The 17,936-nt window shown below is 63.0% G+C and carries 16 protein-coding genes; 8 read left to right on the forward strand and 8 right to left on the reverse strand.

Features of this window, described 5'->3' with window-relative positions:
* Nucleotides 1–371 precede the first annotated feature (371 nt).
* Nucleotides 372–1,583, reverse strand: a complete 1,212-nt coding sequence (gene tyrS, locus HDE77_RS18675) for a tyrosine--tRNA ligase (protein WP_184419430.1) — start codon at nucleotides 1,581–1,583, stop codon at nucleotides 372–374.
* A 184-nt stretch (nucleotides 1,584–1,767) separates the two neighbouring features.
* Here tyrS and HDE77_RS18680 point away from each other — a divergent pair, with 184 nt between their 5' ends.
* Nucleotides 1,768–3,210, forward strand: coding sequence for a M23 family metallopeptidase (locus HDE77_RS18680; RefSeq protein ID WP_184419431.1), 1,443 nt, complete (start codon nucleotides 1,768–1,770; stop codon nucleotides 3,208–3,210).
* 13 nt (nucleotides 3,211–3,223) lie between these two features.
* Complete coding sequence (locus HDE77_RS18685) at nucleotides 3,224–4,378, forward strand: anhydro-N-acetylmuramic acid kinase (protein WP_184419432.1); 1,155 nt, start codon at nucleotides 3,224–3,226, stop codon at nucleotides 4,376–4,378.
* Here HDE77_RS18685 and HDE77_RS18690 read toward each other — a convergent pair.
* From HDE77_RS18690 to HDE77_RS18700, 3 genes are all read right to left on the reverse strand, one after another.
* The gene (locus tag HDE77_RS18690) at nucleotides 4,324–4,626 is read right to left on the reverse strand and encodes a hypothetical protein (protein WP_255482811.1); all 303 of its coding nucleotides are present in this window, start codon (nucleotides 4,624–4,626) and stop codon (nucleotides 4,324–4,326) included. The two genes, HDE77_RS18685 and HDE77_RS18690, sit on opposite strands and share 55 nt — an antisense overlap.
* Before the next feature lie 246 nt (nucleotides 4,627–4,872).
* Entirely contained in the window at nucleotides 4,873–6,195 is a 1,323-nt protein-coding gene (locus tag HDE77_RS18695; protein ID WP_255482812.1) for an MFS transporter, read from the reverse strand.
* Nucleotides 6,185–6,955 carry an exodeoxyribonuclease III gene (locus tag HDE77_RS18700; protein ID WP_184419434.1) on the reverse strand — a complete coding sequence of 257 codons (771 nt, stop codon included), beginning with the start codon at nucleotides 6,953–6,955 and terminating at the stop codon, nucleotides 6,185–6,187. Before HDE77_RS18700 ends, HDE77_RS18695 begins: the two co-directional genes overlap by 11 nt.
* Nucleotides 6,956–7,051: 96 nt before the next feature.
* On the opposite strand from HDE77_RS18700, the gene HDE77_RS18705 reads away from it, so the two are divergent.
* The 3 genes from HDE77_RS18705 to HDE77_RS18715 all read left to right on the forward strand — a co-directional run bounded on the left by HDE77_RS18705 (nucleotide 7,052) and on the right by HDE77_RS18715 (nucleotide 9,012).
* The gene (locus tag HDE77_RS18705) at nucleotides 7,052–7,552 is read left to right on the forward strand and encodes a GNAT family N-acetyltransferase (RefSeq protein ID WP_343206138.1); all 501 of its coding nucleotides are present in this window, start codon (nucleotides 7,052–7,054) and stop codon (nucleotides 7,550–7,552) included.
* 41 nt (nucleotides 7,553–7,593) lie between these two features.
* Nucleotides 7,594–8,241, forward strand: a complete 648-nt coding sequence (gene pyrE, locus HDE77_RS18710) for an orotate phosphoribosyltransferase (RefSeq protein WP_184419436.1) — start codon at nucleotides 7,594–7,596, stop codon at nucleotides 8,239–8,241.
* Between the two features lie 114 nt (nucleotides 8,242–8,355).
* Nucleotides 8,356–9,012 carry a DUF4124 domain-containing protein gene (locus tag HDE77_RS18715; RefSeq protein ID WP_184419437.1) on the forward strand — a complete coding sequence of 219 codons (657 nt, stop codon included), beginning with the start codon at nucleotides 8,356–8,358 and terminating at the stop codon, nucleotides 9,010–9,012.
* Between the two features lie 96 nt (nucleotides 9,013–9,108).
* On the opposite strand, the gene HDE77_RS20615 is transcribed toward HDE77_RS18715, so the two are convergent.
* The 3 genes from HDE77_RS20615 to coaBC form a co-directional block, all read right to left on the reverse strand.
* Nucleotides 9,109–11,433, reverse strand: coding sequence for a phosphomannomutase/phosphoglucomutase (locus HDE77_RS20615; RefSeq protein ID WP_184419475.1), 2,325 nt, complete (start codon nucleotides 11,431–11,433; stop codon nucleotides 9,109–9,111).
* Between the two features lie 75 nt (nucleotides 11,434–11,508).
* Complete coding sequence (gene dut, locus HDE77_RS18725; protein WP_184419476.1) at nucleotides 11,509–11,964, reverse strand: dUTP diphosphatase; 456 nt, start codon at nucleotides 11,962–11,964, stop codon at nucleotides 11,509–11,511.
* Between the two features lie 11 nt (nucleotides 11,965–11,975).
* Entirely contained in the window at nucleotides 11,976–13,181 is a 1,206-nt protein-coding gene (coaBC, locus tag HDE77_RS18730; protein WP_184419438.1) for a bifunctional phosphopantothenoylcysteine decarboxylase/phosphopantothenate--cysteine ligase CoaBC, read from the reverse strand.
* Between the two features lie 96 nt (nucleotides 13,182–13,277).
* Here coaBC and radC point away from each other — a divergent pair, with 96 nt between their 5' ends.
* The 3 genes from radC to HDE77_RS18745 all read left to right on the forward strand — a co-directional run bounded on the left by radC (nucleotide 13,278) and on the right by HDE77_RS18745 (nucleotide 16,901).
* Nucleotides 13,278–13,949: a DNA repair protein RadC gene (gene radC / locus HDE77_RS18735; protein WP_184419439.1), complete on the forward strand. Its 672-nt coding sequence runs from the start codon at nucleotides 13,278–13,280 to the stop codon at nucleotides 13,947–13,949.
* A gap of 535 nt (nucleotides 13,950–14,484) precedes the next feature.
* Nucleotides 14,485–16,173: an arginine--tRNA ligase gene (gene argS, locus HDE77_RS18740; RefSeq protein WP_184419440.1), complete on the forward strand. Its 1,689-nt coding sequence runs from the start codon at nucleotides 14,485–14,487 to the stop codon at nucleotides 16,171–16,173.
* The gene (locus HDE77_RS18745) at nucleotides 16,173–16,901 is read left to right on the forward strand and encodes an SPOR domain-containing protein (protein WP_184419441.1); all 729 of its coding nucleotides are present in this window, start codon (nucleotides 16,173–16,175) and stop codon (nucleotides 16,899–16,901) included. Before argS ends, HDE77_RS18745 begins: the two co-directional genes overlap by 1 nt.
* A 106-nt stretch (nucleotides 16,902–17,007) precedes the next feature.
* Here HDE77_RS18745 and HDE77_RS18750 read toward each other — a convergent pair whose 3' ends face one another.
* The gene (locus HDE77_RS18750) at nucleotides 17,008–17,886 is read right to left on the reverse strand and encodes an NAD(P)-dependent oxidoreductase (protein WP_184419442.1); all 879 of its coding nucleotides are present in this window, start codon (nucleotides 17,884–17,886) and stop codon (nucleotides 17,008–17,010) included.
* Nucleotides 17,887–17,936: the final 50 nt, after the last annotated feature.

Here is a 17,936-nt window from a genome sequence, read left to right on the forward strand (position 1 = left end):
TTGGACGCTTGCATTTCTTTGGACAGGTCGTAACCCTCCATCGCAAGACGTCCACACAATTCACCTGCGCACACTGTCAAAGATCAATCGCTTGTTACTGATTCCTCAGTAACTACCTGAGACGTTTCGTCCTAGGTGAGCCGCCCATTCTACATCGCTTTTCGCGACCGTCAACACCTGCAGAAGAACTTTTTTGCTGCCGGTGTGCCGTGCGATGCGCTGCAGCGGCGGGGTGGCGAATACTAGGTAGGCGACCCCGGTTTGGCAAGCTATTTCTGAAATTATTTTCCAAGCTTCGCGTAAGACGTTGTTCCCATGCGAAACATCCGTTCGCGAACGCATCGCGACGACGTTGCGTCATCGCGATCAGCTCATGCGAGCTTCAACAGCACGCGAGCGAAGTTGCGCTTGCCGATCTGCAAAACCCCTTCGAAACCCGGGGAAAACACGCGTTGTGCATCTTCGACAACTTCTGCGTCGATGCGCACCGCGCGTTCCTTGAGCTTGCGATTCGCCTCGGCGTTACTCGGCGTGAGGCCTGCTGCAGTAAGTAGTGCAGGCAGACGCAGCCCTTCTGCAGGCACGGCGATTTCCGTAAGTGGCAGCAGGCTGGTATCGCCTTCACCGCTCACCACGGCTTGCCAGCCGGCGATCGCCTGCTCGGCAGCGGCGGCATCATGGAAACGCGTTGTCAGCTCGCGCGCGAGGCGCAGCTTCGCGTCACGCGGATTGAGCACCCCGCTGGCGACCTCGCGCTTCATCTGCGCCAGCTCATCCAGCGACACGTCGAAGCTGAGCAGCTCAAACCAGCGCCACATCAACTCGTCGCCGATTTTCATGGTCTTGGTGACCATGTCGATCGCCGGCTCGTTGATGCCGATGTAGTTGCCGAGCGACTTGGACATCTTGTTGACGCCGTCCAGGCCCACCAACAGCGGCATCGTCAGCACGATTTGCGCGGGCTGGCCATGGTGCTCCTGCAGCGCGCGCCCCATCAGCAGGTTGAATTTCTGATCGGTGCCGCCGAGTTCGACGTCGCACTTCAACGCGACCGAGTCGTAGCCCTGCGTTATCGGATACAGGAACTCGTGGATCGCGATCGGTTGCTGCGCGGCGTAACGCTTGGCGAAGTCATCGCGCTCGAGCATGCGCGCAACCGTATGTTGTGCGGCCAGTTTGATCAGGTCGGTCGCAGACATCTGGCCAAACCATTCGGAATTGAAGCGCAGCTCGGTGCGTGTCTTGTCCAGCACCTTGTAGACCTGACTGGCATAAGTCTCGGCGTTGGCCAGCACATCCTCACGGGTGAGCGGCTTGCGGGTGACGTTCTTGCCGGTGGGATCGCCGATCATGCCGGTGAAGTCACCGATCAAAAAGATCACCTGGTGGCCCAGATCCTGAAACTGCCGCATTTTGTTCAGCAGCACCGTATGACCCAGATGCAGATCCGGAGCAGTCGGGTCGAAGCCCGCCTTGATGCGCAACGGGCGGCCGCTTTTCAGACGCTCGGCCAGGTCCTCCCGCTTGATGATTTCGTCGGCGCCACGCGCAATCGTGGCCAGCGCCTGCTCAAGCTCGCTCATGCATTTCCTTAGTGGTGACAGTGGGCGCAACCGGTGCCGGGACATCCGGCTGTGTCGCCAACGTTAATTGTGCGTTAACCAGGAACCGCACGCAAACCCTTGATGGAAAAGGCGTTGACGCCATTTACACATGACCGTTATGGTACCCCCTGTTTGTTACTTTGTACCGCGGGACACCTAGAGCATGGCTGAAGAGAATCAGGGGGCGCGTCATGCGCGCAAACAGGCCATCTGCCGCAAGGCACAACGTCAGCATTCCCACTTTTACGAGCGCTGCTCGCACTGGTCGTTCAACCGTTCCGCTGAAGTCGAGCCGATTCACTGGCATCGCGAGCGTTGGGTGCTCGCCGGTACCGCGCTGCTGATCACCCTGGTGTCCGGCTTCATCATGCCGGCCTGGGCCAGCGCCATGCGTCCCGCGCCAGTGCCGGAAGCCCATGCACTGCTGACGCTGGCATTGCCGCGGGATACCCCTATCAGCGCACCCGTCCCCACCGTGGATGACTGGCAGGTCGTGCGCGTACAGCCCGGCCAGACGCTGTCGGACATCTTCGGCGGTCGCGGCCTCAGCATGACGGATCTGCAGAAGGTGATGGATGCCGCTGGCAGCGCGAAGACCGCGCTGCATAACATCCGTCCTGGCGACGAGTTCGACTTCCTGCTGGGCAGTGACGGCAGCCTCAAGGGTTTGCGCTTCGATCAGGACCAGGCCAGCCGAGCCATCATTCGCCTCGATGGTGCACACCCGACGGTCGCCATCCAGCGGCGCGACATGGATTTGCGCGAGCAGGTCGCCCACGGTGTCATCCGCAGCAGTCTGTACGCTGCGGGCGATCAGGCCGGCATGGACGCCGCGATGGTCGGCAAGCTCGCTGACCTGTTCAAGTACGACATCGATTTCGTGCAGGATCTTCGCCTGGGCGACAGCTTCACGGTGATCTACGACGATGTCTACCGTGATGGCACCCGCTACGGCGAGGGCAACATCGTTGCCGCTGAATTCATCAATCAAGGCACGCGCTACACCGCTTATCGCTTCAAGAAGGCCGACGGCACCGACGGTTGGTTCAGTGAGGACGGGCGACCGATCCAGAAATCGTTCCTGCGCATCCCGGTCGACTTCACCCGGATCTCCTCGACGTTCAGCGCGGCGCGCCTGCACCCGATTCTGGGCCTGATGCGCGCGCACAAGGGTGTGGACTACGCCGCTCCGACAGGTACGCCGATTCATGCCGCCGGTGATGGCGTGATCAAGTTCCGCGGCTGGATGAATGGCTACGGCAACTTCGTGATCATCCAGCACAACAGCACCATCAGCACGGCCTACGGCCACATGTCGCGATTTGCTGACGAAAGGATCGGCCAGCATGTGCAGCAGGGTCAGGTGATTGGCTTTGTTGGCATGACCGGCCTCGCCACCGGCCCGCACCTTCACTACGAATTCCGTGTCGATGGCGTGCAGCGCAACCCGCAGACCGTGACTTTGCCGCCACCCGAGCCGCTGCCAGCGGTTCAGATGGCCAGGTTCAAGGCACAGGTCGTGCAGCCCCAACTGGCGCGACTGACCGAGCTGGATGCCCAGATCAAACTGGCGCGCGCAAACGCTCCCACCAACAACGACAACTGAGAGCAGCGCTAGCGTGGATGACGCCTCGGCGCTTTATCTGGGAATGATTTCCGGCACTAGTGCGGACAGCATCGACGTCGCACTGGTCAGTTTCAACGATGGCCTGCCGCAAGTAAAAGCCACCCATGCCCACCCGTGGCCATCAGCGTTGCGCGATCGCATGTTGGCGCTGGCACAGGGTGAAGCTGCGCTGGATCTGGACGCCTATGGGCGACTCGACGTCGAAATCGGCCATTGCTTCGCGGACGCCGCCCTGCAGTTGCTCGAGCACAGCGGCACTCCAACATCATCGGTGCGCGCCATCGGTTCGCACGGGCAGACCCTGCGTCACCGCCCCACGGGCGAGTACCCCTTCACGCTGCAACTGGGCGACCCCACGGTGATGGCCGAACGTTGCCACATCGACGTGGTGGCGGATTTTCGCCGCGCCGATATCGCCGCTGGCGGGCAGGGCGCGCCGTTGCTGCCGGCGCTGCACGCGATGCTGTTGGCTCGGCCGGGGCACACGCGGGTGATACTCAACCTCGGCGGCATTGCGAACATCACCGTGCTCGCTGCGGACGGCAGCGTGCTCGGTTTCGATACAGGCCCGGCCAACGGCCTGCTCGACGCCTGGTGCCTGCGTCATCGTGGCGAATCGTTTGACCGCGAAGGCGCGTTTGCGGCAAGTGGCCAAGTCGATCAAAGCTTGCTCGACGCCATGCTGGCCGATAGCTATTTCGCGCTGCCGCCACCCAAGAGCACTGGGCGCGAACACTTTCACCTGAACTGGCTGGCCACGCATCCGCGGCTGGCCGCAGTGAGCGTGGCCGACGTGCAGGCGACGTTGCTGGAGTTGACGGCGCGCAGCGTAGCCGCGGCGATCGACGAACAGGCACCTACCGCTGAAGACGTGCTGGCTTGCGGCGGCGGTACGCACAACGGCGCCATGATGCGGCGGCTGGGCGAACTGCTGGCGCCACGCACCGTATGCAGCATTGCCGAGTTCGGCGTCGATCCGGACTTTATCGAAGCCAGTGCGTTTGCATGGCTCGCGCGGCAGCGTCTGCTCGGGCTGCCCGGCAACCTTCCCGCGGTCACCGGCGCAAAGGGCCCGCGGGTACTTGGCGCGATTTACTCGGCGCCCGCGTCGGGCTCCTCGACACGGGTGTTTTCCGGCGCCAATTGAGTCGCCGGGGTCTGCGCCAAGGCATGCAGCGCTTCCTCGAACACCCCTCTTTCCTCCGCTCCCCAATGACCGCCAAGCACCATCAGCGCTTGCGGATCGCATAGCGTTTCGCTGGTCTCCTGCGCGGGTGACACGCCCAGGCCATGGCGCAAGGCATCCAGCATGACGTCATTGACCGGGCACTGCCGCTCCTTGGCCAGCGACCTGATGCGCTCGACCAACAGGCTGTCGACATGCTGCAAGATCATGTCCGGCACAAGCATCTCTCTTTGAAAGGTGACCCGGGAACGTGATGTTCCTTGCGCTGACTCGCATTCCGACGCATCCGGCGACGACTTCCGTGACCCGAATGTCATCTTAGCGCGGCTCGATTCGCTCGATGTATGGATTGCATCGCGAAAACAGCGCAGGGGAAGTTCATCGCTGGCTACTGACCGCCATTCAGGTCAGCGCGGTCACGGTAGTCAACCGCGACGACCTGATCGCCGCTGCGATTACGTCGCGCCCGACTGATCCACGGCTTGCTGCATACGCTCGATACCGCGAAAGCGTGGCCACAGATAAGCAAATAACCCCATGGCCGGAAGGATCGACAGCACGGTGATGACGAAATACTCTCCGTAACCGGTTTCCGCCACGATCCCACCCGCAAAGAAGCCAAGCACCTTGCCGGGCAGATTGACCAGAGAGCTCAGCAGCGCGTATTGGGTGCCTGTGTGCTGCTTGTTGACCAGCGACGACAGGAACGCCACGGTCGGCGGCCCCAGCAGGCCCTCGGCGAAGTTCTGCCCGGAAATAGCCACGCCCAGCATCATCAAACTGCCGTGGTGACCGATCAGTAGCAGGTACAAAAGGTTGCTGCAGCTTTCCAGCACGATGGCGATGCCGAGCACTCGCCATACGCCCCAGCGAGCGACTGCGGCACCGCCCACGAAGGCGCCGGCAATGCCGATCCAGACGCCATAGATCTTGGTGACGGCGCCGATTTCGGTCTTCGAGAAACCCATGTCCCGATAAAACGGACTCATGACGCCACCAACGATCGACTGCTCGGGAATCTTGAATAGCAGGATGAACAACACGATCACCGCCGCGAGAGTCCAGCGGTAACGGCGAAAGAAGTCAGCGAACGGATCGATGACGCTGTCGCGCATCGCCTCGCGCCATGAGGAGGGCAGCATGCGACGTAGCTGCGGCTCTTGCATGACCAGGGTAGTGATGATCGGCACCACCATCAGGATCGCCATCAGCGCATAGACCGTGCTCCATGCCATGTGATCGGCAAGGATCAACGCCAATGCGCCGGCAGCGAGCAAGCCGAAGCGATAGCCCAGCGAATAAGTGGCGACCAGGGCGCCCTGTGCCGACATGGGTGCAATCTCGATGCGGTAGGCATCGATGGCAATGTCCTGCGTGGCACCCATGAAAGCAACGAAGAGCGTCGCCGCCACAAAGGGCGCCAGTTGATGCGGCGTAAGCACCGCCATCGCCAGCAAGCCCGCAAGCACACCCAGCTGAGCGAACAGCAACCAACCGCGGCGTTGTCCCAACCGGGTAAAAACCGGCAGGCGCCAGTGATCAAGCAACGGAGCCCACAGGAACTTCAGGGCATACGTCATGCCTGCACTGGCAATCATCGTGATGTCCTTCAGCACGATGCCGTTTTCCTTGAGCCAGAACGCCAAGGTTCCGGCGACGAGCAGAAACGGCAAGCCCGAAGAAAAGCCGAGCAGACACATTGTCCTCGCCGCCGGTTGCGAAAACGCACGCCACACCGACGGCTTGCGCGCGCCGGGGACGGCCGGCTCAGTCGGCATAGTCCACCGTGTACGGCGCATGGTCGGAGAAGCGCTGGTCGCGATAAATCGAGCAGCCGCTCATGCGATCGCGCAGTGAGGGCGTCGCAACCTGGTAATCGATGCGCCAACCGACATTGTTCGCGCGCGCCTGGCCCCGGTTCGACCACCACGTATACTCGACGGCATCGGGCTTCAGCGCGCGAAAGCTGTCGACCCAGCCGCGCTGCTGGAACAGCATATCCAGCCACGCGCGCTCTTCGGGCAGGCAGCCGGAGTTCTTCTGATTGGAACTCCAGTTCTTGATGTCGTTCTTCGTGTGCACGATATTCCAGTCGCCGCAAATGACGTAGTCACGCCCGCTCTTCAACCACTGATCGAAGATCGGCGTGAGCCATTCCATCACCTTGAACTTGAACTGCTGGCGCTCGTCGCCGGAGGATCCCGAGGGCACGTACAACGAGACCACCGAGAGATTGCCGAACCGCGCCTCGATGTAGCGGCCCTCCTGATCGAATGCGTCCCAACCCAACTCGGTCAATACCTGATCGGGCTCGCGTTTCGCATAGATCGCCACGCCGCTGTAACCTTTCTTGCTGCTGGCATCGCGATAGAAGCAATGATGGCCATCCGGGCGGAACATCGGATCGGTCAATTGATCCTCCTGCGCCTTGGTCTCCTGCAGGCAGACCACGTCGGCGTTCTGTGTGCGCAACCAGTCGAACACGCCCTTGGTCGCGGCCGAACGGATGCCATTGGCGTTGAGGCTGATGATACGCATGGAGTCTCCCGGCAGTGATAGGCGATCATAACAACCGCAGCGCATCACCAGCGCCTTTCGTGGTGGCGACACATGCCCAGACAGAGCAGGCCTGACGTGAACACACCCGATGACTCCAGCATCCGCGTCGCGCCGGTCGATGCCGCACTGCGCCCGGCGCTGCTCGGCCTGAGCGTGCTGCCGGCACAGCGCGATTGGGTCCGTGTCATCGAGGATCTGCTGGCCGACGTGGCGCTGTGCCCCGGTAGCGAGCCGATGGCGATCCTGCGAGGCGATACCCCGGTGGGCTATTACCGCATCGAACCGAATGCGCGCAGCGTGGCCGGGCATGATTTCGCGGTGCCGGCGCTGGGCCTGCGTGCGTTCTTCATCGATGCTTGCTGGCAGGGTCGCGGGCTGGGAACGCAGGCGCTTGCCGCGCTTATTGCCGACGTGGCCAAACGTCATACGCAGGCGCATCTGCTGGTGCTCACCGTCAACTGCAATAATCACGCGGCGTTGCACTTGTACCTGCGCGCCGGCTTCACCGACAGCGGCGAGCTGTACCATGGCGGCCGTTCCGGTCCGCAGCACCTGCTGCTGCGTATCCTGCCCTGAATCCCGACCGGCCCTGAATCCAACTATTGGCGAGACGACCTGTGCACGATTATCAGCGCGACTTCATCGAACTCACCCTGCAACGCGACGTGCTGCGCTTTGGTGAGTTCACCCTGAAATCCGGACGGCAAAGCCCGTACTTCTTCAACATGGGCCGGATCGATTCCGGTGCAGCGCTGGCCCAGCTGGGCCGTGCCTACGCCGAGGCGCTGGTGAACTCCGGCTTGGCCGTGGACATGCTGTTCGGCCCAGCTTACAAGGGCATCCCGCTGGCCGCGGCGACCGCCATCGCGCTGGCCGATCAGCATCAGCGGGACCTGCCGTGGGCATACAACCGCAAAGAAGCCAAGGATCATGGCGAGGGCGGCGTGTTGGTGGGTGCGCCGCTCAACGGTCGCGTGCTGATCGTCGACGATGTGATGACCGCCGGCACCGCCGTGCGCGAATCGCTAGAGCTGATCCGTGCGCATGGCGCGCAGCCGGCGGGTGTGCTGATTGCACTGGATCGTCAGGAGCGCGGGCAGGGCGAGCGCTCGGCTGCGCAGGAGGTTGCGGCTGACCACGGCATTCCGGTGATCGCGATCACCGGCTTCGACGATGTGCTGGCGTATGCCGGGGAACGGCCGCAGCTGGCCGCCGAACACGCTCGTTTGCTGGCCTACCGCGAGCGCTACGGGGTGCAGCGCTGAGTCATGACTAGCAAGGCAGGCTCGGTGAACCCGGTCACGCTGGCAGCCGTTGCCATCGGCGCGTAGCTAGGCAGCGCGATGACGCCGGCTATACTGCCAAGCAAGGGAGAATCCATGCGCAAGTTACTATCTATTTTTGCCGCTGCCACGCTGCTCGCGGGCGTGTCGGCGCACGCCCAGACAGCCAGCACGGCCAACGCCAGCGCCTACCATTACAAATGGTATGACGGCCAGGGCCAGATGCAATTCAGCGACAGCCTCACCGCTGATGCAATGAAGTACGGCTACGAAGTGGTCAACGCCCAGGGCCTGGTCATCCAGCATGTGGCGCGACAATTGAATCCGCAGGAACGGGCGGCGGCGAACAAGCTGGCGGCCGAGCAAGCCGAGCAGCAGCACGCCGTGCAGGAACGGGCCAAGGCCGAAGCGCAGATGCTGTCTGCCTATCCGGACGAGGAGTCGTTCAAGATCTCGCAGCAGCAGGCGCTGGATACGATCGACCAGCAGATCCACACCACCCAGACCAATCTCCAGATTCAGGAGAAAGCGCTGACTGACCTGCTTACGCGTGCCGCCGATATCGAGCGCGCCAAGGCGCCGGTACCGAAGTTCCTGGCCGACAGCATCAGCACGCAACGCAACATCGTCACCGGCCAGCGCAACGCGCTGGAACGCCAGCAGGCCGTGCGAGCGCAGACGGTAAAGCTGCAGGCCACCCAGCTGGTGCGATATCGTCAACTGAAGGCGGCACAAGAACAGCCGGCGCAGTAAGGCGCAGCTCATCACGAATGAGCGCCCTCAGTGGGCGCCCTCTTCCTGCAGCAAGGGTATTGAACACAGGTCCCGGCTCCGCCGAAACCTGATTCTTTAGAACGGCAGCTTCAGCGTGGGATCCACCGCGAGCAATTGCGTGCTGAAAACCTGCTGGATGCGCTTGAGCGCGACCGGGTTGTCCGCTTCGAAACGCAGCACCAGCACCGGCGTGGTGTTGGAAGCTCGGACCAGACCCCAACCATCCGGCCAATCGGCACGTACGCCGTCGATGGTGATAAGCGTGGCGTCGCCGAAACTGGCCTGCTGGCGCAACTTGTCCATGAAGCGATAGTGCTCGCCTTCGGCCAGTTCGATCTTGAGCTCCGGCGTGGAGATATTCTTCGGCAGTGTGTCGAAGATCTCCTCCGGCGTGCGCCCCTGCAGATCTCCTGCGAGTATCTCCAGCAACCGCGCCGCCGCGTAGATGCCATCATCGAAACCGTACCAGCGCTCCTTGAAGAAGAAGTGGCCACTCATTTCGCCAGCCAGCTCGGCGCCGGTTTCACGCATCTTTGCCTTGATCAGCGAATGGCCGGTACGCCACATCAGCGGGCTGCCACCGGCATCGAGAATCTGGGCTTTCAAATGGCCGGTGCATTTCACGTCATAGATGATCGTGGCGCCCGGCTGGCGCGACAGCACATCGCGCGCGAACAGCATCAGCAGGCGGTCCGGATAGATGATCTCGCCGGATTTGGTCACCACGCCGAGGCGATCGCCGTCGCCGTCAAACGCGATGCCAAGATCGGCGCCGGTGCTTTGCACCGAAAGGATCAGATCTTCCAGGTTGTGCGGATCGGACGGATCCGGATGATGATTCGGAAAAGTGCCGTCGACATCGCAATACAGCGAGATCACTTCGCAACCGACGCCTTCGAGCACCTGTGGCGCCAGCGCACCAGGAATGCCGTTGCCGCAATCGACGACGATCTTCAGGCTACGCTCGGCCAACACGTCGGAGACGATTTTCTCGACGTAATCCGGGCCCACGTCGACCTGGCGCAGGCTGCCCTGGCCACCACTTTCCAACGCGCCGCTGGCGATTCGTTGGTACAGGTCCTGGATCGCCGCTTCGGCCAGTGTCTCGCCGCCGACCACGATCTTGAATCCGTTGTAGTCCGGTGGGTTGTGGCTGCCGGTGACCGCCACGCCACAGCCGGTATTGAATCGATAGGCCGCGTAGTAGACGACCGGCGTCGGCACCGCGCCCACGTCGATCACGTCGATGCCGGCCGCACGCAAGCCGTCGGACAACGCACCGGCCAGCTCCGGGCCGGACAAGCGGCCATCACGACCGACCACGATTTCGCGCAGGCCCTTCTCGCCCATCAGCGTGCCGATCGATTGACCGAGGGCGTGCGCAACGTCCTTGTTCAGGGTCTTGCCTACGACGCCGCGCACGTCGTACGCGCGAAAGATACTCGGATCCACCATGAGCGCCGCCGTGGCAGGAGGCGCTGGTGGCTTGGCGACCGCAGGCGGCGGCTCGGCCAGCGCGCGGGTATTCTCGATTCTTGCGGGCAACGCCAACTCCTCGGGTACGAGCGCTGAAGACTCACGCACACGAGTGCGCAACCACAGCAGAAATATCCCGCCGCCCAACCCCAGCAGCGTCAACAACGCGCTCAGCAACCAGGAGCGCGGCAATACGATGAACGCGCCCGGCAACCCGGCGCCCACGCTGAACATGCTGCCCGCAACCGGCTTGCCCGTTTTCTCCGGTTCGGCCGAGGCGGTCCCGTTCGACAGCAGCTGCAGGTCGCCACGCTCATTGCCCTGTCGCAAATCCAGGCGGCCGCCAGCAGGCGAGACCGACTCGAATCGCTGCTGCAATGGCGCGAACGGCAGCTCGACCCAGGCCCAGGCCTTCACTTGCGACGATGATCCCAACGGAATGACCAGACTCAGTCGACGATCGCCCTTGCCATAGGAAACGCTTTGCGCCGGCGGCATCCCATCCGCGCCCTGCGCAGCCATCAGCTGGGCCGCCTTGGCATAGCCAAACTCGCGGTAGTTGGCGTGCAACACCTCGTTCAGATCGCCGCTATACAGCTCCAGTTTTCTGGCCTGCGGCAATTGCTGGCGCAACGCAGCCGCCGCCTTTACCGGGTCGCTCATCAGGGTGTTCGGATCGGCCGTCGCCAGCACCCTCATGACGTTGCCACGCTCGCTGGCGATCTCTGCGGACAGCACCTTCACGGCTTCATTCTGTGCCGCATGCACGCGTTCGATGGCGTTGCTTTCATTGGCAATCAACCAGGTCTGCCAGCCGCAGAACAGCCCCGCCATGAGCAGCAGCGTGCCGCCGGCCAGTAACAGCTGATGTCGCCAGTCAACCTGCAGACCGCGCAGACGCGACCCGGTGATGCTTATCGCCATATCCTGCCCCCGCAGGTTGTGCATGCCAGGCCGATCCATGTCGCATCGGCTCGCTTCACATCGGACCCGCCCATCCTACTTGATACCCGTCGAACCAAACCCACCGTCACCGCGCTCGCTCGGCGCAAATGTCGTCACGATATTCAGCCGCGCCTGTGCGACCGGCACCAGCAGCAGCTGGGCGATGCGATCACCCACGGCGATGGTGTAGGGCTGAGTGCCGCGATTCCAGCACGAAATCATTAGCGGGCCCTGGTAGTCGGCATCGATGACCCCGACCAGATTGCCCATGACCAGACCGTGTTTATGGCCCAGGCCGGAGCGCGGCACGATCAGTGCGCACCAGCCCGGGTCGCCGATGTGGATCGCGATGCCGCTGGGTACCAGCGCACTCTCGCCCGGTGCCAGGGTGAGCGGTTGCTCGAGTGCGGCGCGCAGATCCATGCCGGCACTGCCTGGAGTGGCGGCCTGTGGCAGCGGGATGCTGTCACCGAGACGTGGATCGAGAACCTTCAGTTCAACGTCAATGATCGCCCGATCCATCAGGAACGCCCGGATCGGTAGCGCGCGGCCACCTGCGCAATCAGCTGTTGCGCCAGCTCCGGTTTGGACGCACGCGGCAGCTCGAGCGCGCCGTCGCCCCAGTACAGAGTCAACGCATTGTCGGCCGCCTCGAAACCAAGGCCGCCGCCGACCTGATTGGCAGCGATCATGTCCAGACCCTTGCGTCGCAGTTTGTCCTGCGCGTAGCTCGCCACATCATGCGTCTCGGCGGCGAATCCGACCAGGAAGGGGTGCACAGTTTTCGCTGACAGGCTGGCCAGAATGTCCGGATTTTCACTGAGCTGCAGGGACAACCCCGCGCCGTCGTGCTTCTTCAGTTTGTGCGTGGCTATTTCCTGCGGGCGGTAATCACCCACGGCTGCCGCGCCGATATAGATGTCCGCCTGCGTGGCAGCATCGAGTACGGCCGCGTGCATCTGTGCGGCGCTGCGCACGTCGATGCGCTGCGCTATGCCCACGGGCGTTGCAAGGCTCACTGGTCCGGCGACCAGAGTCACCCTGGCACCCTCCTGCGCGGCAGCCTGCGCGATCGCAAAACCCATGCGGCCGGAGCTGCGGTTGCCGATGAAGCGTACGGGATCGATATCCTCGTACGTCGGTCCGGCGCTGACCAGCACGCTCAAGCCAGCCAGGGAGCCGCCGCCGAACGAGGCCACCAATGCTTCACGCAACTCATGCGGTTCGAGCATGCGGCCACTGCCGATATCGCCGCAGGCCTGCTCGCCCGCAGCCGGCCCCAGCAAATGCGCACCACGCTGACGCAATGTTTCGATATTTGCCTGTACCGCCGGGTGCGCCCACATCTGCTGGTTCATCGCCGGCGCGAGATACAACGGCGCGGCGCTGGCCAGACACAATGTGGTCAGCAGGTCATCGGCCAGCCCATGTGCCAGCCGCGCCAGCAGGTCCGCGCTGGCGGGCGCGATGAGGATACGTTCGGCCCAGCGCGCCAGCTCGATATGGCCCATCGCCGCTTCGGCCTGTTCATCCCAGAGGCTTACCCGCACGCTCTGGCCCGATAGCGCCTGAAACGTGGTCGGGCTGACGAAGTGGGTTGCGCGCTCGGTCATCACCACGCGCACTTGCGCATCCAGATCGCGCAGGCGACGGACCAGTTCGCAGGACTTGTAGGCGGCGATGCCACCGGACACTCCCAGCAAGATACGGCGTTGAGCAAGACTCATGTAAGACGGGCCTGACAATCGGGCAGACACGTAGCTTACCGGATTCGTTCGGTTCAGCCGCTGCGCTAAATGGGTGGCAGCCTGCAGGCTACCAGGATGAGTATCCGCGATTGGCCCGAAGGTGAACGTCCCCGTGAAAAACTGCTTGGCAACGGCAGCGCCATGCTCTCCGATGCCGAGCTGCTGGCGGTGTTGCTGGGCAGCGGCACTCGCGGCAAGGACGCGATTGCACTGGGTCGCGAACTGCTGATCAACGCTGGCAGCCTGGGCGCGCTGCTGAGCCGCCCCGAGCAACAGATCCGCGCCAGCGGCATGGGCCCGGCCAAACGGGCACGGATCATCGCCGCGCTGGAGCTGGCCCGACGCAGCCTGGCTGAAGAACTGCAGCAACGGCAAAGTCTGGGCAATCCGCGCGACAGCGGCGACTACCTGCGGGCGCGCCTGCGCCATCTACCGTACGAGGTGTTCGGCTGCCTCTACCTGGACAATCGTCACCGCGTGCTGGCCTTCGAGGAGCTGTTTCGCGGCACCGTGGATGGCGCCAGCGTGCATCCGCGCGAAGTGGTGCGGGCATGTTTGCAGCACAACGCCAGCGCCGTGATCTTTGCGCACAATCACCCCTCGGGTGTTGCCGAACCCAGCGCCGCCGACCGCGCGATCACCCATGACCTGCGCGATGCATTGCAACTGGTCGGTGTGCGTGTGCTCGATCATCTGGTGATCGGCAGCGGCGAACCGGTATCGATGGCAGCCCGCGGCCTGCTTTGAGCCGGCCAAGCTCTCCGGGGTAGCCGGTGCCGGGACTCAGACACCAAAAAAACGGCGTGGTAGTGAACCACGCCGTGGGGCCGATTGAGTAAGGGGAGAGAGCGGCGTCTCCAGATGCCTGTCATGGAGGGGAGTCATGCTTGGCACACGGGCAGTGTCGCAGCGCCGCATGACAAACCAATGACGTCCATCGCATGAAGTTAGCGCCGGCAGGTTGCCGAAACTTATACACAAAGTAGCGATATAGGCACTTGCCGGCCCTTTCGTACACCCAGGGACAGATTGTTATTCTAATTAATTGATTTTGATACGTTATTTTTTTGATAACCCTGATTTTCGCGGCGAGGGAACACACTTCTACCGCACGTCTCAAGCTTTCCCCACAGACTTATCCACAACACCAGCCGCCGCAGTGCATCAAAATCCGGGCAAGCCATGGCGATGCCGGCCGGACTCGATCACCGTCGACATCCCGCGTTCGACCCTGAGGCGGTCTGTTAGAATTGGCGGTTCCATCAGGAAATGATCCCGCCCCGTGAAAGCACAGTTGCGCGACCTAGTTTTGCAGGCCATCCAGACGCTGCAAGGCGATGCCACCCTGCCCGTCGACCTGCCACTTCCGGGGTTTGTGATCGAACGTGCGCGCAGCCGCGAACACGGCGACTTCGCCTGCAACGTGGCGATGTTGCTGGCCAAGCCAGCGCGCCTCAAGCCGCGCGAGCTGGCCGAGAAACTGGTGGCCGCTTTGCCCGCGAATGCGCTGGTGGAGAAGGTGGAAATCGCCGGCCCCGGCTTCATCAACTTCTACCTGGCCGCAGAGGCGTATCACGCCGAGCTGCAGCAGATCCTTGATCAGGGCGACGCTTACGGCCGCAGCCGCAGCGGTGCCGGCAAGATGGCGGGCGTGGAATTTGTCTCGGCCAACCCGACCGGTCCGTTGCATGTGGGCCACGGCCGCGCCGCGGCAATTGGCGACTGCCTGAGTCGGCTGCTTGAGGCCACCGGCTGGAATGTCCGACGCGAGTTCTATTACAACGACGCCGGCGTGCAGATTGCGAACCTCGCGATCTCGGTGCAAGCGCGTGCGCGCGGCATTACCCCGGACGACAGCGGCTGGCCGGAAAACGGTTACCGCGGCGACTACATCGCCGACGTCGCGCGTGCCTATCTCGATCGCGAGTCGGTCATGGCCGATGGCGAGACAGTGACCGGCGCCGGTGATGTCGATGACCTCGAGGCGATCCGCCATTTCGCCGTGGCAAGCCTGCGCCGCGAGCAGGATCTCGATCTGAAGGCATTCGGTGTCGGCTTCGACACCTACTTCCTCGAATCGTCCCTGTATACCGACGGCAAGGTGGAAGAGACCGTTCGCGAGCTGGTTGCCCACGGCCACACCTATGAAGAAGGTGGCGCGCTGTGGCTGCGCACCACGGATTTCGGTGACGACAAGGACCGCGTCATGCGCAAGTCCGACGGCACTTATACCTATTTCCTACCGGACGTTGCCTATCACCGTAGCAAGTGGCAGCGCGGTTACGAGCGCGCGATCACCGAACTCGGCTCCGATCACCATGGCTCGCTGGCGCGCGTGAAGGCCGGCCTGCAGGCGCTCGATACGGGCATCCCGAAGGGTTGGCCGGAATACGTGCTGCACCAGATGGTGACCGTGATGCGCGGCGGCGAGGAAGTGAAGATCTCCAAGCGTGCCGGCAGCTACGTCACCTTGCGCGACCTGATCGACGAAGTCGGCCGCGATGCCACGCGCTTCTTCCTCATCTCGCGCAAGTCCGATTCGCAGCTGGTGTTCGACATCGACCTGGCCCGCTCGCAGACGCGTGACAATCCGGTCTACTACGTGCAGTACGCCCACGCCCGCATCTGCCGGGTATTCCGCCAGATGGCGGAAAAGGGCTGGACGTTCGACGCGGGCGACGGCCTCGCCCAGCTGCACCTGCTCGGCAACGAGGACGAACAGATCCTGCTGACCGAGTTGTCGAAGTACCCGGAGCTGGTCGAAACTGCAGCCGCCAATCTCGAGCCGCACCTGCTGGCGACCGCATTGCGCGAGTTGGCCAATGCGTTGCACAGCTTTTACGACAAGCACAAAGTTTTGATCGACGACAAGCCGCAGCGCGACGCACGCCTGGTGTTGCTGATGGCTACGCGTCAGGTACTGAAGAACGGTCTTGAATTATTGGGCCTGAGCGCCCCGGAGAGCATGTAATGGCAGCACGCAAGGGCAGGGGCCGGCAGGCCGTGCGCAATGGCAACAATGGCTTTCCCGGCTGGGGATATGCGGTCATCGGCATCCTGGTCGGTGCGATCCTGGCGGTCGTGATGATGCGCGGCAGCTTGCTGAGCAGCCTGCAGAAACCCGTCGGCCCGCAGGCGAACCCGCAAGCTACCGCCGAACCCGGCAGCGAGCCGGGCGTGGCCGAACCGGCAGCCAGTGTGGCCGCGCCGAAGAAGCCGCAATACGATTTCTATTCCGTGCTGTCGGAAAAAGAAGTGCGTATTCCGGACGCCGAAATCAGCGCGCAGGCCCGTGCCGAACAGCAGCAGAAACAGCTTGCCTCACAGTCGGCCCAGCAGGAGGCTCCAGCCCAGCAGCCACCGGCCGCTGCCCAGCATGCAACGCCCAGCACCCGTACTCCGGCTGCCGTCAGCGAAAACATCACTGCCGCTCCCGCCAGCGCGGCTCCGACGCCCGCTGCTGGCAGCGGTTACCTGCTGCAGGTCGGTGCCTTCCCAAGCGCCGCCGATGCGGAAACGTTGAAGGCCAAGCTCGCCATGCAGGGCTTCATCGCCAACGTGCAGTCCGTCAGCATCGGTGGCCAGACCTTTCACCGTGTCCGCCTCGGGCCGTTCCCGTCCGCCACCGAGCTGGAATCGACCAAGCAGCGTCTGGCCGGCGCCGGGATCAATGCGATTGCGTTGAAAGAAGGGAAGTAGGCTGCAGCTAGATGTTCACCATGAAAGGCCGCGCATCCGCGCGGCCTTTTTCGTTTCGATGCGAAATCCGCATACCGTCCCATGAACCTGTTCGGCTAAGCGCCGATCACTGTCGGCGTTTGAGTCGGATCAGCGCCGAAATATCGTCATCGCCATGGCCTTCGCTCATCAGCTGCGCATAGTCGGCGAGCGAACGCTCGATCACACTCGTCGCGGTGCCGGCCTGTTCGGCGATGCCGCGAACGATGGCGAGATCCTTGTGCAGCAGGGCCAGCTTGAAGCCGACGCTGAACTCGTTGCGCAGCATGGTGGCACCACGCTTGTCGAGGAACCAGTTGCCGGCGGCACCGGCGCCGAGCGTTGGGATAAGCCGTTCGGGATCCAGGCCCAGCGCGTCGCCGAGCGCGAGGCCCTCGCAGACTGCCTGTGCGATACCAGCCACCAACACCTGGTTCACCGCCTTGGTCGCCTGGCCGGCACCGACGTCGCCGAGATGGGTGACGCGCAGGGCATAGGCTTCCAGCACGGGCATCGCCCGTTGCAGCACATCAGAATCGCCACCGACCATGATGGACAATTTGCCGTTCTTTGCACCTTCCACGCCACCGGAGACCGGCGCATCGAGGAAGTGCGCGCCGACTTGTGCCAGCCGCAACGCGGCTCGCCTGGCGGTGTCCGGCGCCACCGTAGAATGATCGATCACGATCGCGCCGGGTTTGAGGTGCGGTGCGAGTGCCTCGACCAGGTTGAGCACATCGGCATCGGCAGTGACGCACAGTGCAATCACGTCGCATGACGCGCCGAGCTCGGCCAACGTGGTCGGTGCGAGCACGCCCCATTCGCGAGCCAGTGCCTCAGCCTTTGCCTGCGTGCGATTCGCTACGGCGTGCAGCAGGCCCTTTGCGTTGAGATGACCTGCCATTGGCGCACCCATCGCGCCGAGTCCGATGAATGCTGTTTGGGGGCTCGCTGTTTTGAGGGTCATGCGTGTTCCTGCGGGATTCGGGATTCGGGATTCGATAGGTAGATTATCGC

The sequence above is a fragment of the Rhodanobacter sp. MP7CTX1 genome (assembly GCF_014205795.1).
GTDB lineage: Bacteria > Pseudomonadota > Gammaproteobacteria > Xanthomonadales > Rhodanobacteraceae > Rhodanobacter.